This window comes from Spirosoma sp. (assembly GCF_048594605.1).
Classification (GTDB): domain Bacteria; phylum Bacteroidota; class Bacteroidia; order Cytophagales; family Spirosomataceae; genus Spirosoma.
Window position 1 is genome coordinate 1 of the sequence record NZ_JBMDWV010000313.1, and the last position, 4678, is coordinate 4678.

Here is a 4678-nt window from a genome sequence, read left to right on the forward strand (position 1 = left end):
GTTCGGTAGAGCTGGGTTTTTATCAAACGCTTTTTTGATGTCGGCGAGGAAGGCCGAGCGGATAATGCAGCCACCCCGCCACATCAGGGCAATATCGCCGTAATTCAGGTTCCAGTTGTAATCTTTGGCCGCTTCCATTAACAGATTGTACCCTTGTGCGTACGAGATGATTTTAGCTCCATAAAGCGCCATCTTCAGGTCGTCGATCAACTGGGCTTTGTCGCCCTCAAAGTTAGGTTTTGGACCGCTGATTACTTTGGACGCCTGTGTACGCAGGTCTTTCTGCGCCGACAGAAACCGGGCAAATACCGATTCGCCGATCAGGGTTAATGGAACACCCATCTCCAACGCTGCCGATCCTGTCCATTTTCCGGTTCCTTTTTGGCCGGCAGTGTCCAGAATTTTGTCGACCATGGGTTTGCCGTCTGTGTCTTTATACGCCAGAATATCTGCCGTAATTTCAATCAGGTACGAATCCAGCTCTTCGGTGTTCCACTTTTTGAACACTTCGTGCATTTCATCCGGGCTCATATACAGCAGATCTTTCATGACCTGATACGCTTCACCGATAATCTGCATATCGCCGTACTCGATGCCATTGTGCACCATTTTTACAAAGTGACCAGCGCCATCGCTTCCTACCCAGTCGCAACAGGGAACACCCCCGTCTACTTTTGCGGCTATGGACTGAAAAATATCTTTCACAAACGGCCAAGCTTCAGCACTGCCTCCGGGCATCATCGACGGGCCCATCAAGGCGCCGATTTCTCCGCCGGATACGCCGGTTCCGACGTACAGAAAACCTTTACTCTCTACGTATTTGGTCCGGCGGATGGTATCTACAAAATATGAATTACCGCCATCAATGATAATATCGCCCGGCTCCAGATGGGGGATAATCAGCTCTATAAAGTCATCGACAGGTTGACCGGCTTTTACCAGCAACATCACTTTGCGGGGCCTCTCCAGTGAAGCCACTAATTCTTCAATGGAACGCGTGCCAATGAAGTTTTTCTGGAAGCCTCTGCCGCCGATAAATTTGTCTACCCGCTCCACTGTACGATTGGAAACAGCGACGGTAAACCCTTTACTTTCCATGTTAAGCACGAGGTTTTCCCCCATGACGGCAAGACCAATTAAGCCGATATCTGCAAGCTTTGTCATTATGATGTGATTTGTTAAACTATAACAGACAGGATGGTTGCGTAGGAGCACAGTCGTCTCGTTGCTGCTCCTGTCAATACGTAAAGCATTTTTACTACTTCCAATAACCGTTACGCTGATCAATGGCGCGTAAATATACGTATGTACTGTTCGCTAATTCATGCTGAAACAGGATAGATGAACAGCAGTGAACAGAATTAGTATAGTTCTGTGGCTTTTGATACGTCGATGACCGTTCCGATAAATGGATTGCTACGTATCATTCACTACGTAGTGACCGGAAGAATTCGCGCAGTCTGTCAGGGCACTACGTAGTGATAATCACTCGTTTGAATCGACAAATACCGGCTCGTAGGTTGTTGCTGTTGTTCAGGCGCCAAGGATCTTATTCAACTGATGAAGGTGGCGCTGCGTATGAATTGCCAGAAAAGAAAGCCATTCAAATCGAGTCAGTGTACCAATTTGGGGAAGGCCGTATGCCAGACAAACCGGCGCCAGATCGTTGTGTTGGGCGTACGAAATCAGTAGTTGGGTTTGTGTAGTTAGTCTTCCTACTAATTCGGCTTTCTCAAATGGGCCATCGGCGGGGGCTATCTCGGCGGGAGACTCCATCTTTGTCGAAAAATCTAGAAACACCGCTTTTAATACGCCTATCTTGGCGTCGATTGGCCGATCTGCCAGTTCGGTCTTACCATTCAGAATGGGCATGATATCGTATGCCTTCGACAGATGATCGCCAAGCTGAGCGGCTGTCCAGCTTCCTTGGTACGGCACTTTGTTTAATTCCTCCTCATTCAGCGAGGATAGCTTATCCAGCAATTGCGCAAACGCGCTTTCCAGTTGATGACTAACTGTTTGATTGATAACCTGATCATTAACCATAGTCTGTACCTGTTTTGGTTAAACTTCCACTGACAGTTTAACCCATTACCGAACGGTTTGTTAGGATAAACAATCCTTCTGGAATAGTAACCGGATACCCTGTAACTGTTTCACAATCAGTGAATCGCATGGCACAAAGTTTGGTGATTTACTTACCCATTGTGGATAGGTCCTTGCAAGAGTTTTCGAAACCAGAACCCGTCATTCCTGGAATTGGCAAATCCTTCTGGTCAAACGTTACGTACGAGCCATCGACACGCATGTAGGTAAATTTGATAAAGAATTTTACATTTTTTTTGAAACTGTTAAAATGTTTATTATCAAATAGTTAAACTTATATATACTGCGTGAAGGTCTGCCTTTTCAAGGTAATTCTGAAAAAAGTTTGAACTACTTTAAAGTAAAAGCCAGACCATGTCCGTCATCCCTATCAAAGCCTGAAATTGATGAAGTAAAAGCGTAGGTTTCTCATTGTCCATAGACTTTGCTTCCTGGTAAACGGGTTTTTATAAACCATTTAATTACAAATAACATGAACATCATTTGGAGAGTAGCGGGCGTTGCCCTGGTCGTCGGATTGGCGCTTTTTCTAATAACACTCATCGTGAAAGTCCTGCTGGTAGGGGCTGGATTATTTCTGCTCGCTCGGTTTGTTGGGCCACGGTTGCTTGGGGGTAGGTCGTTTGGGCCATTGGGTCGTGGTGGCTGGCAGCCGTCAACCATTATATCGATTGATAATCCAACGTATCATTCAGGTGTGACCAGAACCAGTCATGAACGGATCATTCCTATCGGCTAAACCAGCAACGAGTAAACAATTAAATTAATCAGTAAACACAAGACAAAACACAACCATGTATAATAAACAAGCATTTGAAACCGGTAATAGAGGTAATTGTGGTGCCTGGGGACGTAGTAAATTTGGTGGCCAATGGGGTGGGCCGATGTTCGGCCGTGGTAAATTCTGGGGGCGTCATGGATTTCAGCAGGTACCGGTGAATATTGAGGAGACAGACATTGAGTATGTTATCTCTTTATTTGCAGCCGCTTTAGCAAAAGAAAACGTAAAACTGTCGGTTAAAGATGACGTACTGACAATTTCGTATCAAGGCACCGAGCCGTCAGATTCCACAGAGAATACATCGGCCGGTAAGTACACGTATCAGGAGTACAGCAACCGTTCGTTTGAACGATCGTTCCAACTCAATAATAAAGTGCTTACGGAGAATATATCGGCTACGTATGCTGATGGTGTTCTGAAAGTGGTTCTTCCTAAGAACCCGGAAACGAATAAGCCTGCGCAAACCATTACGGTCGCGTAGTTAGCAGCGTAATAAGTACAAAAAAGCCAGTACGTAATTTACGTACTGGCTTTTTTGTGGAGTTTTATGGACAACTATTGCCGTTTTATATCACCCCGAATTTCGCCAGCAGGATAAACCGTTGTATGCAGATTCACGTAATAAAAGCCATTTTTCAAGCTATCCACGCGAGCCTGATTCGCCAGGGTGGTTGTTCCAGAAATGGGTGACGTCAAGTTCGCGAAAGGGATTTCTATAGGCCCTGTTCCAGTGGTTGAGTTAGGGGTGATGCGGTGAATATGTCCACCCGTAAGCGATGAAGAAAATGGGCCTGTATACGTAACAGTATAACTCAATACACGCGTTGTTTCGTTTAATTTACCAGCAAACGTACCCGTTGCTGTAGATGTAGTTGAAGTTGGCTTTTCGCTGGCGCCATTTAGCGTAGCCGTAAACGAAGTAGGAGGAGTGGGAGGAGTGACGCCCAGCCCTACCGTATACGGATTCTCGTCGTCAAGGCATGAAGTAAGCGATAAGCCTAGCGCAAACAGCGCTGCAATGGATAGTAAAATGTTTCTTTTGTTCATAAGAAATTGGCATTTATGAGTCAAATATGCAGCATAAACAAATGAATGCAATTCAAGCTGGCAATTTAGAACGATTATCCTTAGGTGCTATTCAGCAGCAAATAAACAGATTTAACGGGTTTGTTGTTAGGTCACTTTATTTAGAATTGCTCTCTATTCGTGGGAATAAAGCGTAATATTTCCAAAACGTGGCAGAATCTTCTAATTTTGACCCGCTAACCGGAATCCATTTTCCAAATTCGTTGGTTGTCTTTATAGTACGTACTTTTCAGTAACCTGTTATTCCTTCTTGCTATGGCTTTTGATTTAGACATGATTCAGCGCGTTTATGCAAACCTCGGCGAACGCGTCGAAGCAGCCCGGCAGGCAGTGGGCAAACCGCTGACTCTGTCGGAGAAAATTTTATACAGTCACCTTTTTGCAGGTACCGGTTCGGCGTCTCGCCCGGCACAGGCATTCGTGCGAGGAAAAGACTATGTGGATTTTGCACCCGACCGGGTGGCTATGCAGGATGCCACAGCGCAAATGGCTCTGTTGCAGTTTATGCAGGCTGGGCGGCCTCAGGTTGCTGTTCCATCAACAGTTCACTGTGATCACCTCATTCAGGCAGAAGTAGGAGCAGTACAGGATTTGGATATTGCCAAGAGTAAGAACAAAGAAGTATATGACTTTCTGTCGTCTATTTCGAATAAATACGGTATTGGCTTCTGGAAGCCCGGTGCAGGTATCATTCACCAGGTTGTG

6 protein-coding genes are annotated in these 4678 nt (G+C 45.6%); 3 read left to right on the top strand and 3 right to left on the bottom strand.

Features of this window, described 5'->3' with window-relative positions:
• Both gnd and ACOJS8_RS18870 read right to left on the bottom strand, forming a co-directional pair.
• A partial coding sequence (gene gnd, locus ACOJS8_RS18865) for a decarboxylating NADP(+)-dependent phosphogluconate dehydrogenase (RefSeq protein WP_420150098.1) occupies positions 1–1164 on the bottom strand: 1164 nt, incomplete at its 3' end.
• A gap of 369 nt (positions 1165–1533) precedes the next feature.
• Entirely contained in the window at positions 1534–2046 is a 513-nt protein-coding gene (locus ACOJS8_RS18870; protein WP_420150099.1) for a DinB family protein, read from the bottom strand.
• A gap of 532 nt (positions 2047–2578) precedes the next feature.
• Between ACOJS8_RS18870 and ACOJS8_RS18875 the strand changes: the two genes are divergently transcribed.
• Both ACOJS8_RS18875 and ACOJS8_RS18880 read left to right on the top strand, forming a co-directional pair.
• Positions 2579–2845 (top strand): hypothetical protein, encoded by a 267-nt coding sequence (locus ACOJS8_RS18875; RefSeq protein WP_420150100.1) that lies wholly within the window; start codon positions 2579–2581, stop codon positions 2843–2845.
• Positions 2846–2900: 55 nt separating this feature from the next.
• Entirely contained in the window at positions 2901–3368 is a 468-nt protein-coding gene (locus tag ACOJS8_RS18880) for an Hsp20/alpha crystallin family protein (RefSeq protein WP_420150101.1), read from the top strand.
• Positions 3369–3442: 74 nt separating this feature from the next.
• On the opposite strand, the gene ACOJS8_RS18885 is transcribed toward ACOJS8_RS18880, so the two are convergent.
• Positions 3443–3934, bottom strand: coding sequence for a CHRD domain-containing protein (locus ACOJS8_RS18885; protein WP_420150102.1), 492 nt, complete (start codon positions 3932–3934; stop codon positions 3443–3445).
• 294 nt (positions 3935–4228) lie between these two features.
• Between ACOJS8_RS18885 and ACOJS8_RS18890 the strand changes: the two genes are divergently transcribed.
• The coding region (locus ACOJS8_RS18890; protein ID WP_420150103.1) for an aconitase family protein at positions 4229–4678 on the top strand (450 nt) is incomplete at its 3' end.

What these genes read in the sequence shown, in the direction of transcription:
- ACOJS8_RS18880 (WP_420150101.1), top strand. Translation starts at nt 2,901, where the DNA reads ATGTATAATAAACAAGCATTTGAAACCGGTAATAGAGGTAATTGTGGT.
- ACOJS8_RS18875 (WP_420150100.1), top strand. Translation starts at nt 2,579, where the DNA reads ATGAACATCATTTGGAGAGTAGCGGGCGTTGCCCTGGTCGTCGGATTG.
- ACOJS8_RS18870 (WP_420150099.1), bottom strand. Translation starts at nt 2,046, where the DNA reads ATGGTTAATGATCAGGTTATCAATCAAACAGTTAGTCATCAACTGGAA.
- ACOJS8_RS18885 (WP_420150102.1), bottom strand. Translation starts at nt 3,934, where the DNA reads ATGAACAAAAGAAACATTTTACTATCCATTGCAGCGCTGTTTGCGCTA.